16 protein-coding genes are annotated in these 16,465 nt (G+C 66.2%); 9 read left to right on the top strand and 7 right to left on the bottom strand.

What is annotated here, in order from left to right; all coding sequences use genetic code 11:
• Positions 1-72 precede the first annotated feature (72 nt).
• The 3 genes from truA to Verru16B_RS12895 all read right to left on the bottom strand — a co-directional run bounded on the left by truA (position 73) and on the right by Verru16B_RS12895 (position 2,534).
• A complete protein-coding gene (truA, locus tag Verru16B_RS12905; RefSeq protein ID WP_083270526.1) occupies positions 73-825 on the bottom strand; it encodes a tRNA pseudouridine(38-40) synthase TruA in 753 nt (250 codons plus the stop codon).
• Positions 826-900: 75 nt separating this feature from the next.
• Positions 901-1,326, bottom strand: coding sequence for a Holliday junction resolvase RuvX (gene ruvX, locus Verru16B_RS12900; RefSeq protein WP_069962666.1), 426 nt, complete (start codon positions 1,324-1,326; stop codon positions 901-903).
• A 119-nt stretch (positions 1,327-1,445) separates the two neighbouring features.
• Complete coding sequence (locus tag Verru16B_RS12895; protein ID WP_069962665.1) at positions 1,446-2,534, bottom strand: mannose-1-phosphate guanylyltransferase; 1,089 nt, start codon at positions 2,532-2,534, stop codon at positions 1,446-1,448.
• Positions 2,535-2,631: 97 nt separating this feature from the next.
• On the opposite strand from Verru16B_RS12895, the gene Verru16B_RS12890 reads away from it, so the two are divergent.
• From Verru16B_RS12890 to Verru16B_RS12880, 3 genes are all read left to right on the top strand, one after another.
• Positions 2,632-2,952 (top strand): rhodanese-like domain-containing protein, encoded by a 321-nt coding sequence (locus Verru16B_RS12890; protein WP_069962664.1) that lies wholly within the window; start codon positions 2,632-2,634, stop codon positions 2,950-2,952.
• A gap of 364 nt (positions 2,953-3,316) precedes the next feature.
• Entirely contained in the window at positions 3,317-4,741 is a 1,425-nt protein-coding gene (gene rimO / locus Verru16B_RS12885) for a 30S ribosomal protein S12 methylthiotransferase RimO (RefSeq protein WP_069962663.1), read from the top strand.
• Positions 4,742-4,863: 122 nt separating this feature from the next.
• Entirely contained in the window at positions 4,864-6,888 is a 2,025-nt protein-coding gene (locus Verru16B_RS12880; protein WP_069962662.1) for a hybrid sensor histidine kinase/response regulator, read from the top strand.
• 89 nt (positions 6,889-6,977) lie between these two features.
• On the opposite strand, the gene Verru16B_RS12875 is transcribed toward Verru16B_RS12880, so the two are convergent.
• Positions 6,978-8,408 carry a UDP-N-acetylmuramate--L-alanine ligase gene (locus tag Verru16B_RS12875; protein WP_069962661.1) on the bottom strand — a complete coding sequence of 477 codons (1,431 nt, stop codon included), beginning with the start codon at positions 8,406-8,408 and terminating at the stop codon, positions 6,978-6,980.
• Positions 8,409-8,490: 82 nt separating this feature from the next.
• Positions 8,491-10,722, bottom strand: coding sequence for a replication restart helicase PriA (priA, locus tag Verru16B_RS12870; protein ID WP_069962660.1), 2,232 nt, complete (start codon positions 10,720-10,722; stop codon positions 8,491-8,493).
• Positions 10,723-10,846: 124 nt separating this feature from the next.
• Between priA and Verru16B_RS12865 the strand changes: the two genes are divergently transcribed.
• The 6 genes from Verru16B_RS12865 (at position 10,847) to trxA (ending at position 14,755) form a co-directional block, all read left to right on the top strand.
• Positions 10,847-11,317, top strand: a complete 471-nt coding sequence (locus Verru16B_RS12865) for a Fur family transcriptional regulator (protein ID WP_069962659.1) — start codon at positions 10,847-10,849, stop codon at positions 11,315-11,317.
• Between the two features lie 28 nt (positions 11,318-11,345).
• The gene (locus Verru16B_RS12860; protein WP_069962658.1) at positions 11,346-11,720 is read left to right on the top strand and encodes a TPR end-of-group domain-containing protein; all 375 of its coding nucleotides are present in this window, start codon (positions 11,346-11,348) and stop codon (positions 11,718-11,720) included.
• A 68-nt stretch (positions 11,721-11,788) separates the two neighbouring features.
• Positions 11,789-13,147 (top strand): tetratricopeptide repeat protein, encoded by a 1,359-nt coding sequence (locus Verru16B_RS12855; protein ID WP_069962657.1) that lies wholly within the window; start codon positions 11,789-11,791, stop codon positions 13,145-13,147.
• A gap of 152 nt (positions 13,148-13,299) precedes the next feature.
• On the top strand, positions 13,300-14,109 hold the full coding sequence (locus tag Verru16B_RS12850; protein WP_069962656.1) for a segregation and condensation protein A: 810 nt from the start codon (positions 13,300-13,302) through the stop codon (positions 14,107-14,109).
• The gene (locus Verru16B_RS12845; protein WP_069962655.1) at positions 14,084-14,338 is read left to right on the top strand and encodes a hypothetical protein; all 255 of its coding nucleotides are present in this window, start codon (positions 14,084-14,086) and stop codon (positions 14,336-14,338) included. Before Verru16B_RS12850 ends, Verru16B_RS12845 begins: the two co-directional genes overlap by 26 nt.
• A 93-nt stretch (positions 14,339-14,431) precedes the next feature.
• Positions 14,432-14,755 (top strand): thioredoxin, encoded by a 324-nt coding sequence (trxA, locus tag Verru16B_RS12840; RefSeq protein ID WP_069962654.1) that lies wholly within the window; start codon positions 14,432-14,434, stop codon positions 14,753-14,755.
• A gap of 108 nt (positions 14,756-14,863) precedes the next feature.
• On the opposite strand, the gene Verru16B_RS12835 is transcribed toward trxA, so the two are convergent.
• Positions 14,864-15,757, bottom strand: coding sequence for a 1,4-dihydroxy-2-naphthoate polyprenyltransferase (locus tag Verru16B_RS12835; RefSeq protein ID WP_069962653.1), 894 nt, complete (start codon positions 15,755-15,757; stop codon positions 14,864-14,866).
• Entirely contained in the window at positions 15,754-16,428 is a 675-nt protein-coding gene (locus tag Verru16B_RS12830) for a hypothetical protein (RefSeq protein ID WP_069962652.1), read from the bottom strand. The genes Verru16B_RS12835 and Verru16B_RS12830 overlap by 4 nt, the downstream gene beginning before the upstream one ends.
• Between the last annotated feature and the right edge of the window lie 37 nt (positions 16,429-16,465).

The following is a 16,465-nucleotide window of genomic DNA, read 5'->3' as shown; positions in this document are numbered from 1 at the left end:
ATACTCACGACTCAGGCCCAATCTATCCGCGACCAGTGGCGCGCTCCCCGGCCAAAACCGCCTGAATCGAGGTCAGTAGATCACTTTCACCATGAACAACCCCTGCGGCGGCGCGGTGACCACCGTCGCGATGCGCCGGCGCGACTTCAGCAACGCGGCGATTTCCGCCGCCGTGAGTTTGCCCAGGCCGACATTCACCAGCGCACCGGTGAGGCTGCGCACCATCTTGTACAAAAATCCATCGGCCTCGAAGGTGAAGGTCACCCGAGGGCCGCGCCGTTTCACCTCGAGCCGCCGCAGATCACGCACCGTCGTCTCGTAGGTCCGGTCGTTCTCGCCGGAGAAGGCCCAGAAGTCGTGCTGGCCCCGCAGGACCTTCGCCGCCGCCAGCACCGCCGGCCAGTCCAGGTCACGATTGAGTGACCAGCTGTAATTCACCTCAAACGGATCGGCCTGGCCGAGGTTCAGGTGGTAGCGGTAGACTTTCCCCTTCGCGTCGAACCGTGCATGGAAATCCGGCCGCGCCCGCCGCAGCTGCTTGAGACAAATGCTCCGCGGCAGGCCGGTCTGCAGCGCCTTGCGCAGCTTCTCCGCCCCATGCGCCCAGGGCGCATCAAAGTGAAACACCTGCGCGTGCGCATGCACGCCCGAGTCGGTCCGCCCGCTGCCTTCGATCCGGATCGGCCGGCCGAAGATGGTGTTGATTTGCCGCTCGATCAGGTCCTGCACCGTGTTCCCGCCCTCCTGGCTCTGCCAGCCATGGAACGTCGTCCCGTCATAGGCGACGACGCACTTCCAACGGGTCGGTTTGATTTTTGGGGCCACGGATTTCACGGATGATCACGGATAGATTCCTTAGCCATCCGTGTCCATCCGTGTCATGCGCGGCGCTGAAATGCCTTATTCCGGAATCGGCGGCGGGAATTTCTGGTCCAGCCAGTCCTGCAGGATCAGGCACGCCGCCCGCGAGTCGATCAGGCCCGAGTCGCGCACACCCCGCCGGTCCTTCTTCGCGATGCTGGATTCCGCCTCGGCGCTGGTCAGCGTCTCGTCCACGAAGTGCACCGGCAGACCGAACTCGGCCTGGAGCTTCGCGCCGTAGGCCTCAACCTCCTTCGCCTTGAATCCGACCGTGCCGTCCATGTTGTAGGGGAAACCCAGCACCAAATCCGTGATCCGGCGCTGCCGGACCACCTCACCCAGCTTCTGCCAGCGCACCTTCTCGTCGGCATACACCAGCGCGGGCAGCGGCGTGGCTACCCCCAGTTCGTCCCCATGGGCCAGGCCGACGCGTTTCGTCCCGTAATCGATGCCGAGGCAGTGCATGAAAAATTAACCGCGAAGGGCGCGAAGTGACGCGAGGGTACAGCGATCAATCCCGATGATAAATTTTCCGTTCGCGTTCATTCGTGCCCTTCGCGGTTACCCTGCCGTTGGGATTCGGTTCACAAAAACTTCTTTGTCTGCGGATCCTCGCCCAGCCGCTTCAGCAGGGCCTTGATCTCCTGCGCCTTCTCCTTCGAACACACCAGCGTGGCATTCGCCGTGTACACCACGACCAGGTCGCTCGCGCCGACCACGGCGGTCAGGTGCCCGTCGTCGCTCACGATGATGTTGTTCGCGCCGCCTTCGACCATCGCCAGCCCGCGCAGGACGTTGCCGGCGGCATCCGGCGTGAAGTGCTTGGCGATCGCCGGCCAGGCCCCGACATCATCCCAGTCAAAGGTCGCGGGCACGACGACCACATTGGTGGATTTCTCCATCAACGCGTAATCCACCGAGATCCGGGGCAGGGACGGGTAAACCTCCGCCAGCGCCGCCGCCCAGCCGCCGGCGGACTGCGCCGCGACCTCCAGCTTGGTCAGACCGACATACAGCGCAGCCGCGTGGGCCCGGAAGGCCGTCTCCACGACGGGCACGCGCCAGACAAACATCCCGGCATTCCAGAAATACTCGCCCGAGGCCAGGTAGGCCTGCGCCGTGGCCAGATCGGGTTTTTCCACAAAGCGCTTCACCGCCAGCACCGGCCGGCCGCCCACCGTTTTCCACGCCCCACCCTGCTGGATGTAGCCAAACCCGGTCTCAGGCGCGGTCTGCTTGATCCCGAGGGTCACGAGCACGTCGGCCGCCTCCGCCGATTCAAAGGCCACCCGGAGCAGGGTCGCATACTCCGCCACGTCATGAATGACGTGGTCGGCCGGCAGCATCGCGAACGCCGCCCCCGGGTTGCGCTGCTTGACCAGCAGCATCGCCAGGCCGGTCGCGGCCGCGGTGTCCCGGCCCATGGGCTCGGCCACGACATTGCCGGCCGGCAGATCCGGACAGGCCCCGCGGCAGCCGGTGAGCTGGGCCTGGGTGGTGATGACGAAAATGTTTTCCCGGGGGACGATTCCCGCCACCCGCTCCACGGTTTGCGCGAGCATCGACTTGTCCCCGACAATCGGGAGCAGGTGCTTGGGCGTGGCGGCACAGCTTTGAGGCCAGAACCGTTCCCCGCGGCCGCCGGCCATGATGACGACATAACGATCAGACATGAGGCCCTATAAGCCTGCTGCTCCGGCCCGGTTCAAGCCCTGATCCGCGGTTAACGGGATTGTCATTCAACCGCCCGGCGCTTTGATTCTCCACCCCATGGACACTCCCCTTGAAATCGATGTCACGACCGCCGCCCGCCTGCAGGCCGAGGGCGCCCTGCTGCTCGACGTGCGCGAAGCCAGCGAGGTTGCCACCTGCGCCATTCCGGGCAGCCAACACCTCCCCATGGGCCAGGTCCCGGCCGCCTTGGCGGCCCTGCCCAAGGACCGCCTGATCCTCGTCCAGTGCCACCACGGCGGCCGGAGCCTGCGGGTCACCCAATTCCTGCGCGCCAACGGCTTTACGCAGGTCACCAATGTCGCCGGCGGCATCGACGCCTGGGCCCGCGAGATCGACCCCACCCTCGCCCGGTATTGAGCAAAACCGACGCCAGTTTGCCGCGAGTTTGCGTGGGGAGAGCGGTCGACCCGGCCCGTGTGCCCCGCAGGGGCAGGAAAGCCCCTAAAATACCTTCTCAGACCGACGCTTGACTAATGCGCGCCCTTTCGGGCACAAACACCGCTCACTTACTTCATCTATGGGTCAACAACTCAACAAGCACATCAAAAAGAAACGCCGCGTCGCTTACCACAAGCGCCGCAATGCCAAGATCCAGGCCGCCATCAAGGCGTCCAAAAAGAAGTAAGGCCCGCCGGCAGCACCCCCACTTGTCGCGGCCCCGCCTGGTCGGGGCCGTTTTCATTTGGCCTGTCCGCCAGCCACCCTGCCCACGCCGGATCGCATGATCAAAGTCAGCCTCATCTCCCTCGGTTGCGCCAAGAACCTCGTCGATAGCGAGATCATGGTCGGTCACCTGCACGAGGCCGGCATGACCGTGATCCCCGAGGCCGAGAAGGCCGATGTGGTCATCGTCAACACCTGCTCCTTCATCGACTCGTCCAAGGAGGAGTCCATCGGCCACATCCTCGAGGTGCACCAGCACAAGGGCATGAAGAAGCGCCGCAAGGAACAGAAGCTCATCGTCGCGGGCTGCATGTCCCAGCGCTTCTCCAAGGACCTCTCCTCCGAACTGCACGACGAGGTCGACGCCTTCATCGGCCTCGACCAGGTCACCAAGGTCGCCCCCATCATCCAGGAAATCTACGCCAAGGAACGCGGTCAGGGCGAATCCAAGGCCGCCCCGGCCAACTTCATCGAGGGCAAGTCCACCTACATCCCGGACTATAACACGCCCCGCTTCCGGCTCACCCCCGCCCACTTCGCCTACGTCAAGATCGCCGAGGGCTGCAACCACCCCTGCACGTTCTGCATCATCCCGCAGATCCGCGGCCGCCACCGCAGCCGCACGGTCGACAGCGTCGTCCAGGAAGCCCGCCGCCTCGTGCAAGAGGGCGTCAAGGAACTGAACCTCATTTCCCAGGACACGACCTTCTTCGGCATGGACACCTGGGAACAGCGCCCGAATCCGCGCACCCCGGTCGACTCCTCCCGCGGCACCGCCCTCACCACCCTCCTCCGCGAGCTTAACGCCATCGAGGGCGATTTCTGGATCCGCCTCCTTTATACGCACCCGGCCCACTGGAGCGACGAGCTCATCCGCACCATCGCCGAATGCCCGAAGGTCGCCCGCTACATTGACATCCCGCTCCAGCACATCTCTGACCACATGCTGGAGCGCATGCAGCGTGAGACCAGCGGCGACTACATCCGCAACCTCATCGGCCGCATCCGCGCCGGCATCCCGGGCATCGCCGTCCGCACCACCTTCATCGTCGGCTTCCCCGGCGAAACCGACGCCGACGTTGCCGAACTCTGCACGTTCATCGAGGAAACCAAGTTCGAGCGCCTCGGCGTCTTCCGCTACTCCCAGGAGGAAGGCACCCGCGGCGCCAAGATGCCCGATCAGATTCTGCCCAAGGTCAAGGAAGCCCGCTGGCACCAGCTGATGTCCCTCCAGCAGCGCATCGCCGCCGAGGTTTCCAAATCCTACGTCGGCCGCACGCTCCGCGTCCTCGTCGAGGAACCCGGCGTCGCCCGGGGCGAGGCCGACGCCCCCGATATCGATGGCCGGATCTACGTATCCCGCGACCTCACGGTGGGCGAATTTGTGGACGTCAAGATCACCGGATACCACGATTACGATCTGCTCGCCCTCCCCAAAGGCCAGCAGCCCAAAGAGTTCAAGATCGCGAAGCAGGCACAGTGACCTCCTAGGGTTTTTACCCTAAAGACCGGGACAAGACAGCCGATAACGAGTCATCGGCGTATTTCGATTCCGGGCGAGTGGTCAGGCGTGCGCGCAGGCACCGGACGAGAGGCGCGGCCGCCATGCTCCAAGCCCAACATCTCTTCCTCACCTTTCGCGGCGATGCGATCATCCTGCTGACGTTTGTCGCGATCGCCTGCTGGATGCTGCGGCGCCGTCTCTCGCAACGTGGCAGCGGGCCTTGTATCTCATGCCGCTTCTACTTCGCCGCCCTTGTGCTCGCGGTCCTGGGCACCGTCGCCGCCGAATGGGCCGGACGCAGCCGCATGGACAGCCTCCGGGAGTTGTTCGCCGGTTTCGGTCCGACCTATGCCGCCGAACTGTCGCAGCACGGCCACGATCGGATCAACGAGGCCACTCTGGCGGACGACCCGCTCTACCTCGAGATCATCAACCATCAAAAAACCTGGCTCGCCGCCAACCGCACGATCGCGGACATCTACACCTACCGCCAGGATGCCGCCGGCCGGATCCACCTCATCGTCGATTCGGAGACGGACTACGACCGCGACGGCAAGTATGATGAGGATCGAGAAGCCCGCACCCCGATCGGCGAGCTCTACGACGAGGCCACCCCGAAATTCTACCAAGCCCTGGCCGGAGAGACCGTGTTCGAATCCGAGATCATGGCGGATCGCTGGGGCGTCTGGGTCTCCTCCTTTGCCCCGATCTACAGTCCCGACGGCCGGATCGAGGCCGGGGTGGGTATCGACTACCCCGCCGAGACCTGGCTCAAGGCCCTCGGCAGCATCCGGGCCCTCGTGCTCGGCATCACCCTGGTGCTCGTCGCCATCCTCCTCGCGAGTGGCGCCTTCATTTCCCGCCTCCGCGCCGAGATCGAGGAACGCAAGGAGATCCAAAACCGGCTCGAGCAGGCCAGCGAATCCGCCTTCGCCGCCAGCGCCGCGAAAAGCGAATACCTCGCCCTGATGAGCCATGAGGTGCGCACCCCCCTCAGCGCCATCCTCGGCTTCGCCAGCATCCTCGCCGACAGCGAGCTCAACCCCAAGCAGCGCCGCTACGTCGACACGATCAACCGCGCCGGCAGCGGCCTGCTCACCCTGCTCAACGGCATCCTTGACTACACCAAGGCCGAGAGCGGCGCCATGAAGCTCGAGCACATTGCCTGGGCCCCCGCCTTGCTGGTGCACGAGGTCATGGAACTCATGTCCGCGCATGCCGCCCAAAAGCAGCTCCAGCTGAATTTCGACAACCAGCTACCGGAAACCCTCACCCTCTTCGGTGATCCGACCCGGATCCGCCAAATCGTGCTGAACCTGCTCAGCAACGCCCTGAAATTCACCACCCAAGGCTCCGTCACCGTCCGCGCCACTTGGCAACCGGACCCGGGCACCGCCCAGCACGGTCGCCTCACGCTGGAGGTCGCCGACACCGGCGTGGGCATCCCGGCCGACAAGATCCCCCTGCTCTTCCGCGCCTTCAGTCAGGCCGACACCTCGACGACCCGACACCACGGCGGCACCGGCCTGGGCCTGGCGATCAGCAAGCGCCTCAGCGACCTGATGGGCGGCACCATCACCCTCCAGAGCACCGTGGGCCAGGGCACCACCTTCACGTTCATGTTCGCCAGCGACTCGGCCGATGCCTGCGGTCTTGGCTACAAACCCGCCGCCGGCGACACCGCCCCGCCGGTCCCGCTTTGGACCCGGGCCCTCGTGGTGGACGACGCCCGCCTCAACCGCGAGTTGCTCAAGGTCATGCTCCGCCGCCTCGGCCTCGAGGCCGACCTCGCCTCGGGCGGCCCGGAAGCGGTCAAGCTCGCCGCGGCCAACCGGTATGCGATCATCTTCACCGATCTCGAGATGCCGGAGGTGGACGGCTTCGCCACCGCCAGCCAGATCCGCGCCGAGGAGGCTCCCGGCCGCCATGTGCCGATCGTGGCCGTCAGCGCCCTGACCGCCCCCGGCACCCGCGAGAAATGCATCGGCGCCGGCATGGACGACTACCTCATAAAGCCCGTCTACCTGCCCGCGCTGAAATCCACCGTCGAGGCCCTGCTGCCCGGCTTCCGCGCCGCGAAGCCCGCCGATCCCACCGTCCCGGTCCGCGACCGGCCCGCCGCCTAGCCCTGATCATGCCGACGGCGTGATCGCCCGGCGACGTCCCACCGCGGGGTGGAACCGGGCCTCCGGACGGGTTGTTCGCCGCCCGCCCTCTATCCGTTGCCGGGCGCCCGGTTTTCCGCCACAAACGTCCCGATAATCCCGTCGAACGAGCCGTTGGTGAAGAACACGACCAGCTGCGGCTGGGCCGCCCCCCGGATCGTGGCCGTGAGTTTTTCCTTCAAAGCCGCATTGGTCTCCGCGGTGTAAGCATGCACCCCTTGCACCTCGAGATGCTGGAGCACCGCCTCGACATCGAATCGCTCCTCCGCCTTCAGCTTCTCGGCGCGGCTCACCGCCCCGATGTACACCTCGTCGGCCAGAGCCAAAGCCCGCGTGAACCCAGCCTGCATCACCTTCGTCCGCGCGGTGTTGCTGCGCGGTTCAAAGACCGCGCTCAACACCAGCCCCGGGTACCGGGCGCGGAGGGACGTGATCGTCTCCGCCAGCGCCGTCGGATGGTGGCCAAAATCCTCGATCACTTTCAGCCGCGGCGTGTCCACCAGCAGTTCCTGCCGGCGCTTCACTCCGCGGAAGCGGGCCAACCCATCGAGCTTGAGCTGCGTCGGGTCGTCGGGAAACAGCGCCAGCGCCGCCGCCACCGCCGCCATCGCGGCGTTCCGCGCGTTGAACAGGCCCGGCTGGTTCCACCGCACGACCTGCGGTTCCTCGTCCCGCCAGACCAGGGTGAACGTCACCCCCGCCGGTGACTCGGCAAAGGCGGTGATCCGGACATCATTCCCCTCGCCGGTGCCAACCTTGATGACCCGCGTCCACGGGAAGGCCCCGAGTGCCCGCAGGTTGTCATCGTCGCCATTGATCACAATCCAGCCGTTGCGCGGCACGATGCGCGCCAGGTGCAGGAAGGTGCGCTGGACGTCCGCCAGGTCGCGAAAAATGTCGGCGTGATCGAACTCCAGGTTGTTCAGCACCGCCACATGCGGGGCGTAGTGGATGAACTTGCTGCGCTTGTCGAAGAACGCGCTGTCGTACTCGTCGCCCTCGATCACAAAGGGATCGGCCGCCGCGCCGAGGTGGTTGCCCACCGGCGGGTCCTGCGGCACACCGCCGATCAGGAAGCCCGGGTCGCGGCCGTTCTCGCGCAGCAGGAAGGCCGTCAACGCGGTGGTCGTCGTCTTCCCGTGCGTGCCGGCAATCACGATGTTCTTCCGCCCCTTCAGCACAAAGTCCGCGAGCAGCGCCGGCAGCGAGGCGAAGGCCAGAGCCCGCGTGTCCAGCAGCCACTCGACCTCGGGATTGCCGCGGGACATGGCGTTGCCGATGACCACCAGGTCGGGCTTCAGCCGCTCCAACCGGACGGGATCGTAGCCCTCATGCGCCTCGATGCCGGCCGCCGCCAGCACGGTGCTCATGGGCGGATACACTCCCGTGTCGGCCCCGAGCACCTCGTGCCCCGCCGCGCGCGCCAACAGCGCCGCATTGCCCATCGCCGTCCCACCGATACCCATGAAGTAGATTTTCATCGTTCGTGCTGGAAAAACTGAACCACAGATGAACACGGATGAACACAGATAAAGCCCAAACTGGCCCGGCCTGCCGCCGTGGTCACATCAAGCTCATCGCATCCACATCCAGGATCTGCGTGACATCGTCGGGCCATTTCATCTCGGCCTGCAGCCGCACCAACTCCGGCACGACCTTCGTCGCCCGGGCGCAGAAATACCAGATCTGGTACCGGTACTCGTCCTTCACTTTCTCGATCGGGGACGGCGTGGGCCCCCGCATCTCGACCGCGCTGCCCAGCGCCTTCTCCACCTGCTTCACCCAGTGCTCGGCGTAAAACTTGATCTTCTCCGGGTTCTTCCCGCGGAAGAGATGATGGATCAAATGCCGGTACGGCGGATACTGGAACTGCTTCCGCACCCCCAGCTCCACTTCGGCGAAGCCGTCAAAATCCGCCCGCTTCGCGTACTGGATCGCGTCGGCCTTGGGCGTGAAGGTCTGCACCACCACCTCTCCCGACCGGTCGCCCCGCCCCGCCCGGCCCGCCACCTGCACCAGCAGTTGAAAGGTCCGCTCGTTCGCCCGGAAATCTGGCACATGCATCGACAAATCCGCGTCCACCAGCCCCACCAGCGTGACGTTCGGGAAATCCAGGCCCTTGCCGATCATCTGCGTGCCGATGAGCACGTCGATCTTGCCCGCGCGGAACTCCGAGAGGATCTCCCGGAACCGATGCTTCTTCGACATCGTGTCCGTGTCCATCCGCTCCATCCGCGCCCGCGGCAACACCCGCCGCACCGCCTCCTCCACCCGCTGCGTGCCGAGGCCGCGCCACCGAATGTCCGGCGCCGCGCAACTCGGACACACCGCCGGCGAGCCGCGCTGGTGGCCGCACAAATGGCACTTCAACGTCTCATCCGCCCGGTGATAGGTCATCGCCACGCTGCAATGCGGACACTGCTCCACGTGGCCGCACTTCCGACACTGCATGCTCGACGAGTAGCCGCGCCGGTTGATGAAAAGGATCGTCTGCTCCCGCCGCTCGAACCGCGCCTGCATGTGGTTCACCAGCAGCCGCGACAAGGTCACCAGCCCGCGCTGCCGCATCACCTCAATGCGCATGTCCACGATCTGGATGTCGGGCATCTTTTTGTCGTCGACCCGCTTGGTCAGCACATCAAGCCGGTACTTCCCGCTCTTGACGTTCGCGAACGACTCCAGCGACGGCGTGGCTGAGCCCAGCAGGCAGGTCGCCCCGGCCAGCTTAGCGCGATAAACCGCCACGTCCCGACCATGATAGCGCGGAGTTTCGTCCTGCTTGTAGGCCGGCTCATGCTCCTCATCCACGACGATCAGCCGCAGGTCGCGCACCGGTGCAAAGATCGCCGAGCGCGCGCCAACCACGACGCGCGCCTTGCCCGAGGCCAGCGCCGTCCAGCCGTCCAGCCGCTCGCCTTCCCCCAGATGACTGTGCCACACCACCGTCTGGTGCCCGGCCGCCTCAAACCGCCCACGCAGGCGCGACACGGTCTGCGGGGTGAGCGCCACCTCGGGCACCAGGTAGATCGCACTGCCCCCCGCCGCCAGCACCTGCTCGACGGCGCGCAGGTAGACTTCCGTCTTCCCGGACCCGGTCACCCCGTGCAACAGGTGCACGGCAAATTTGCCTTTCGTCAGGCTCTCGCCCACCGAGTCCACCACCGCGGTCTGCTCCGGATTGAGCTTCGGCGGCAGCCCCGTGACCACCTCGCCGCCGCTCCAGTTGTCCGCGTAGGCCACGCGCTCCACGTGCCGGACCTCTTCCCGCACCAAACCGCGTTTCACCAGCGCCGTGACCACGGCGGCCGTGACGCCGAGGCGCGACAACAACAGGGATTTCTTCACCAGTTGAAACTGCTGCGCCAGGAACTCCGCCACGCGGGCCTGCTGCGGCGCCTTCTTCTTCAAGGCCACTAGCTCATCGGGCGTCGCCGGCCGCGCGAGACCGAGAAATCGCTCCTCCTTCAACCGCGTGCCGTCCCGCACCGCGGCCGGGATCATGGCCTCCAGCACGGACTCCATCCGCGCAGCATAATACACATGCATCCACTTCGCCAACGCCAGCAGGTCGGGGGTCAGCGCCGGATAGTCCTGCATCACCTCCAGAATGTTCTTCAACCGCTCCACCGGCACGTCGGCGATCGTGTCCGCCTCCAGCACCAGCCCCACCTGCGGCCGGTTGAGGATCGGCACCCGCACCAGCGACCCGCGGTGGATTTCCGCCCGCAGGTGTTCCGGCACCTTGTAGTGCAGGAGCTTGTCAAAACCCGCCAGCGGCTGGACACCCACGATCATGGGGTCCAGTGAGCGTGGGCCGCCGGGACGAGGCAATGTGTTTTCCGCCCAACCCTATTTCCCCGCAATCCATGCCCACAGATTGATTTTGACAGGTCCCGCGCCCCCCGCCGACATACCCGTAGTGAGTGACGTATCCGCCCGCGAAAAATTCCAAGCCTACCTGACTGAGCAGGGGCACCGCGTGACCAACCAGCGCCTGGCCATCTTCAACGCCGCCATGGCCCAGGCCGACCACTTCACCGCCGAGCAACTGCTCGACCGGGCCCGGCTCATCGACGACTCGGTCTCCCGCGCCACCGTCTACCGCACCCTCCCCCTCATGACCGGCAGCCACGTGCTCCGCGAGGTGGACATCGGCACCGGTGAGAAATTCTACCGTCCCGCCACCCAGGGTGGCAGCAGCCAGGTCGCCCAGGTCGTGTGCGTGGACTGCGACAAGATCTTCGAGATCAGCGCGCCCTTCATGGAATGGTACGGCAGCACCGTCTCACTGAAGCTCGGCCTCAAGCCCATCACGCAGCGCCTGCAGGTCAGCGCCCAGTGCATCGCCTTCCGCGGCAATGGCCGCTGTCCGAACCGGACCAAGAAGTGACCAGCCCTTTTTCGGCAATCGCCCCATCATGTCCCGGTCCCCCAAGCCCGATCCCCAGTTCGAAATCGAGTTCTACGAGGCGGTCCACCGCCGCTGCCCCGCCTACACCGAGGTCGTCGGCCTGCTCGGCGGGCTCTACACCAAGGTCGGGCGCATCGCCGACGGCCTGAAGATGGACCGCAAGCTCGTCCGCCTCGAGCCCGACAACGCCACGGCCCACTACAACCTGGCCTGCTCCCTCGCCCTCTGCAAAAAGCGCCCCGCCGCCCTCCAGTCCCTCCGCAAGGCCGTCTCCCTCGGTTACGATGACGCCGACTGGATGCTCCAGGACCCCGATCTGGAAATCCTCAAGACCGACCCGGAATTCCGGAACCTCCTCGGCCAGCTGAAGCCCCAGAGCTGAAGCGGATCGGCCGCTTCCCACCAACCCGGGCTCGACTTGTCCCCCCGCCCCGCCTCTGCTCCCCGGCCATGCACCTGACGCCGGGACGCGCCCTCCTCGCCAGTCTGATCCTGGGCCTGCTCCCGTTGCGCGGCACCGACGCCCCGCCGGCAGCCGCGCCGGAACCCACCCCGCCGCCCGCCACCGAGGCTCCCGCCCCCAATCCGTTTTCCAACGAGGAACTCGCTGACCGCCTGCTCGAGCAATCCGAGGGCCACTATTTCAAGCAGGAGTATGTCGAGGCCATGCGCGCCCTCGACATGGCGCTCCAGTTCTCCCCCAACGAGGCGCGCGCCGCCCTGGAAAACGCCCTCAACCTCCAATCCTCCGGCGACGCCGCCGGTGCCCTCCTCGCGTTCCAAGACGCCTTCCGCCGCTACCCCAAGCTGGTCAGCATCTTCACCGGCCTCGGCTTCGTGCGCAACGAGACCGGCGATTTCTACGGCGCCCTCCGCGACTTCACGATCGCCATCGACCTCATGCCGGTCGCCTACCTGGCCTATTCCGGCCGCGCCGAGGCCAAGCTCGGGCTGGATGACTACCCCGGGGCCATCGAGGACTTCAGCGTCCAGATCCGCGCCGCCCACCCCTTCTCCCTTGAACGCGTCTACCTCAAGCGCGGCCAGGCCCGCCTCGCCCTCGGGGAACTGGAGGCCGCGGGCGAAGACTTCGCCGCCGCCCTCCGCACCGACCCGAAATTCCCCGCCGCCCATGTTTTCCACAGCTACACGCTGAAATACACCGGCCATATGCCCGAGGCGCTCGCCGCCCTGGACCAGGCCGTCACTCTCGCCCCCGACTACAGCCGCGCCTACAGCGCCCGCAGCTGGGTCCACCACGAGTTGGGCCACACCGAAGCGGCCCTCGCCGACGCGGATCGCTGCATCAGCCTCCTCCCCGATGTCCCGGAATACGTGCTCAACCGCGCCATGCTGCACGACATGCTCGAGAACCCGGACCTGGCCCGCGCCGACTACGCCCGCGCCCTCACCCTGGCCGAGGACAAGGCCAACAACGTCGTCTGGTTCTACGCCAGCTTCCACCTCGACCTGCTGACCCGCCGGCTCGAGGGCAAACCCACCGACGCCTACCTCGCCGACGCCTTCACCTGGCCCGACTGCTGGCAGAAGCGTATCGGCCTCTACCTCGCCGGGAAGATCAACGCCGAATCCCTCCTCAAGGACGCAGCCCAGGCGCAGCGCCTCCCCGAGCGCAACAATCAGGTCTGCGAAGCCCATTACTTCATCGGCATCATGGCCCTTCTGGCCGGCGACCTCCCCACCGCCACGCGCCACCTTGAGCTCTGCGTCGCGACCAACGAGGTCCAGACCGTCGAACTCGGCCTCGCCCGTCTCCACCTGCGCCGCCTGGCGGCCAAGGCGCCTTAGCCGCCCGCGGTCCCGGTGGGCCAGCGTGCTTGCTCGCGCTCCGGGCAGCGCCGCCAGCCGGCTGCCGGTGCCCGTGTCGGGAACCGTAACGTAGTCCCCTCCGCGGCACTTTTCCGGTTGCGCCGGGTCCGGCCGGGCCCTCGACTCGCCCCGTGGTTGCCGAAGCCGATTATCGCATCAAACTCCCCGTCTTTGAGGGTCCCCTGGACCTGCTCCTTTTCCTCATCCGGAAGAGCGAACTCGATATCTACGACATCCCGATCACCACGGTGACCAAGCAGTACCTGGACGTCATCTACGCGATGAAGGAGCTCCAGATCGAGGTCGCCGGCGAGTTCTTCGTCATGGCCGCCACCCTGATGGAGATCAAGAGCCGCATGCTCCTGCCCAAGCACCAGCAGGCCGTCGACCCCAACGCCGACGATGATGACCTCGATCCCCGCTGGGAACTCGTCCATCAGCTGATCCAGTACAAGAAATTCAAGGAGGCCGCCGGCACCCTCGGGCAGATGTCCCTCGACGCGCAGAACATGCTCCCGCGCCCCGCCTCCGCCTTCGCCCCCGCCTCCGAGCGCCCGCTCAAGCACGGCGACCGCATCGAGATCTGGAACACCTTCAATCTCGTCCTCCGCCGCCTCGCCGAGAAACTCGTGGTCGGCGAGATCCACGCCGAGCAGGTCACCGTCGCCGACCAGATGGAATACCTCCTGGAACGCATCAAGACCCAGAAATCCTTCGTCTTCTCCCAGCTCTTCGCCGAGAAGATCACCCTCCGCCGGCTCGTCGCCACCTTCCTGGCCGTGCTCGAGCTCACCCGCCTCAACAAGCTGCGCGTCCAGCAGGACGAGGCCTTCACCGATATCGTCTGCACCGCCGTCGAGGCCTCCGAGATCCCGCTTGAAACGGATGCCGTCCCGGACACGTTGCCTGCTCCCGATGAAGAAAGCTCCCCGACGCCGTAAACCCAAGTCCGCCCACCTCCTGGGCGTGGGTCTTGACCATGCGGATGGCCACAAGCGCCTGACCCGGGCCGAGGAGTTCACCATCGTCGGCGGCTCCGAGGAAACCCACGGCCGGATGACCGAGACCGTGATCAAGACTTTCGAGACCCTGAAAACCCGCGGCAAGCACCTGCACGCCGTCGAGCCCCAGGAACTCGCCGAGATCATCCACAAGTCCACCCCGCGCTGAGGGGTAGCACGACCCGACCTCTTTCCCTCAGCCTCCCCCATCATCTTCCGCGCCCGGCTTGCCTTTCCCGCCCCAACAACTTAACTCATCCCCATGTCCGACAAAATCGCCCACCTCGACACCGCCAATTTCGCCGCCGCCGTCGCTGGCGCGACGCCCACTCTCGTGGATTTCTGGGCGCCGTGGTGCGGGCCCTGCAAGGCCATCGCCCCGATCCTCGACGAGCTCGCCACCGAACTCGACGGCAAGCTGAAGATCGCCAAGGTCAACGTCGACGACAACGGCGAGCTCGCCGCCCAGTACGGCGTCCGCGCCATCCCGACCATGCTCCTCTTCAAGAGCGGCCAGGTCGCCGACCAGTACGTCGGCATGATGGACAAGACCTCCCTCAAATCGAAGCTCGCCGGCAAGATCTGACGTCAGTCTGAATCTGACCATTGTAGGGCGGGGTCGCCGAACCCCGCCTTTTTTGCGCCCGTCGCCCGACCCAAGGGCCGGACCTCACGCTGCAGCCCGCCGCGCGGTCTACCTCCCCGCGACCACGCCCACGCTCAGCAACACCCCGAACGCCGCCAGATACAGAGCCGTCCGCCCGAGCAACGCGATCTGCTCCGCCGGTTCACTCGAGCGCGCCAGCCGGTGCGTCAGCGCCATCGCCTGCGGCGTCAGCAGCAGCGGCAGCAAAATCGGCCAGCGGTAGCCCCCCGTCACCAGCAACGCCACCGGACACAAGAGCGCCACGAGGTGCGACCCGGCATACTGCCAGACGGCAAACCGGCGCCCGAAGCGCACCACCAGCGTCCGCTTGCCGGCACGGGTGTCGGTCTCGACGTCCCGATAATTGTTCGCGACCAGGATGTTCGCCGCCAGCAGCCCGATGGCGGCCGCGCAGGACACGACATCCGACGTCACGCCGCCTGTCTGCACGTAAAACGTGGCCCCGACCGCGACCAGCCCGAAGAAAATGAACACGAAGACATCCCCCAGCCCGTTGTACCCGAGTGGAAACGGCCCGCCGGTGTAGGCGACGGCGCACACGATGCTGAGGATGCCGATCGGCAGCAGCACCCACCCGCCCTTGATCACCAGCACCAGCCCCACCGCAAACGCCACCCCGAGCACCCCCGCCGTCGCCGCCAGCATCCGCCCCGGCGCGATCAGGCCCGCCGCCACCGCACGCCGCGGCCCCACCCGCGCCGGCGTGTCGGCCCCTTGCACGAAGTCAAAGTAGTCGTTCGCGAAATTCGTCCCGATCTGCACCAGCACGGCAAACGTCAGGCAGACCACAGCCTGGACATAATCCGCCGCCCCGTGCGCCGCCGCCAGCGCCGTGCCGACCATCACCGGGATCACCGCCGCGGGCAACGTCCGCGGCCGCGCGGCTTCCAGCCAGGGTCGCCAGCCCGCGGTCGCAGTCATCCGGAAACCCCCGCGGTCGCCCGGGGCTTCCGCGAGAAAATCACCACCGGGCGCTTGGACAGCAAACTCGCCAGCGGCACCAGCAACACCAGGCCCGCCGCCATCGCATTGGGCATCGACGGGGCGCCAAACACCAAACCCAGCCCGAGGAGAATCATCCCATAGGCCGTGAGAAAGAGACGCGGATTCGGGATCGCGGGGTTGATCGCCAGCACGAGGATGAACGAAAAGAGCCCCGTGTAATGGGCGGGGAACCCGGCGCTGAGGCCGACGAACCAGAAGATCGGCGCAAAGTAACTCAGCCGCCCCCCGTCGAACCGCACCGCCTGGATGAATCCCGCCACCAGCAGCACCCCGCCCTGAATCAGCAGCAGGGTCGTCGCCGCGTCCGGGCCCGTGGCGGTGAAGGCAAAGGTCGACAGGCCGTACCCGCCGGCGAGGCCGCGGAACAGGTCGATGTAGTTGCGAAAGGTCGTGAACTCCTTCCCCAGGTGGACCGACTTGTCATCGGGGTCGCGGGCGCCCCGGCCCGTCAGCTTTTCCAATGCGCTTTCCGACCGGCGACGGCGCTTGAACAACCGGGCCCCGTTGCGCAGCCATTGCCGGGGAAACCACAGCATCGCCAGGGCGCCCAGCAGGTAGGGCCAGTGGATCAGCAGTTCGTCGTTCATGAATGGCACCACTCCAAGTGCATCCCCCGGCCTTGTC

It is taken from the genome of Lacunisphaera limnophila, assembly GCF_001746835.1.
GTDB classification, from domain to species: Bacteria; Verrucomicrobiota; Verrucomicrobiia; order Opitutales; family Opitutaceae; genus Lacunisphaera; species Lacunisphaera limnophila.
This window is presented reverse-complemented; position numbering and strand designations above follow the sequence as displayed.